The organism is Petrocella sp., assembly GCF_059865615.1.
The window spans coordinates 1-1,348 of the sequence record NZ_JCBCDA010000167.1 but is presented as its reverse complement, the minus strand read 5'-3'; the positions used below and the strand labels follow the sequence as shown (position 1 = coordinate 1,348).

Sequence of the window (1,348 nt, the reverse complement as noted above, 5' to 3'; positions counted from 1 at the left end):
TAATCCACAGTGACAATATGAACGGAAGAATCCTAAATAAGTTATCCACCAATACAAAAAAACAGCAACAAAACAGAAAATAAATTTCTCTGTTTTGCACAATGAATTTTCAGGACTCTATCAGGGGTTCTGAACAGTTACGAAATATCAACTAAAGAGCCATTGTTTGATTACTTGGATATAAAAAAAGCGTATATCTGGATTGAAGCAAACAAAAAAAGTCTTGGACTTGATCAATATAAAAAATTCATTTCTGGGTTGTACAATTTATTAGAAGATTATGCAACGATGGCCATTCTAGATGAAATCTTTATGGAACAAGATCGAAGCAGTGACTACTACTATTCAGGTGTACCTGTACTATTAGAAAACTCAGTTATTCCAATAATGACGTCCTTTAAAAAGGATTCCATTATTGATATGGGATTTGCATTATTTGCCCAAGGCGGTGAGTCTCATGTACATAAATCTGAAAACTGGTCAAATATCTGTAAAGTAACAATGGCGAGATCATATATGTTACAAAGCGATTTTATAAATATATGGATGGACATTATTGAGAACGAAGAAAATTCTTTGAGCTTAAGAGATGAATTAAATAAGCTTATTCATTGCGAATCCTTTTTTGAGAACAAGTCGGCGACAACTAATTTGATAATAGGAGTTGAAGAAGAAACTATTAAAATTATCATAAAGAGAATTTCTGAATATGTTTGTCTTGAATATGGATTTAGAGAACTGGGTCCACTAAACAAAGGGTTCACAGACCCACTTTTAATAGATTAGGAAATATTGATTCTAGTGCTAGGGGTGAGTAAGATGATGGAAAAAATGGACGTAATGTTAGAAGCACTAACCCAATACTATGAAGCAGCTGGGTATATTGATATCTATGAAAAAAAATTAAAGATGCTTTCTGAAAAAGAAATCACTGAATTATATAGTTCAATGAATGACATGAGCAATCAAAAGCTTTTTTAAGAAGTTATAAAAACAAGCTTTCAATATAGCTATTGGAAGCTGTTGGAATCATGGTTGTGATGAAGGTATGACTCCATGCGTTAGTTTTACTGGTCAATATGTTTGGCGCATAAAAACAAGTACTGGGTGGGTAGGTGAGAAATCTTTTTTAGAGTTATTAGAATACTATCAAAAATATCTTATAAAAGATTCATATGGTGGTTATACATTCGTTTATAAAAAACAGTGTAACTGTTCAGTCGCATAATTAAATGAACAGATTGTTCCCTTTTCGTGAATCGGTTATATTGCTTGTTTTAAGATGATTTCGTTGTGCAAAACAGAGAAAATTATTTTTTGTTTTTGCGTCAAATCTCGTTATGTTTCA

Annotated in this window: 2 protein-coding genes; both read left to right on the top strand. The window is 31.8% G+C overall.

Annotation, left to right across the window (positions count from 1 at the left end; all coding sequences use genetic code 11):
- Positions 1-174: 174 nt before the first annotated feature.
- Entirely contained in the window at positions 175-786 is a 612-nt protein-coding gene (locus AC6F8J_RS15080; protein ID WP_500724445.1) for a hypothetical protein, read from the top strand.
- A gap of 33 nt (positions 787-819) precedes the next feature.
- Complete coding sequence (locus AC6F8J_RS15075) at positions 820-981, top strand: hypothetical protein (protein ID WP_500724444.1); 162 nt, start codon at positions 820-822, stop codon at positions 979-981.
- The last annotated feature ends 367 nt before the right edge of the window (positions 982-1,348 follow it).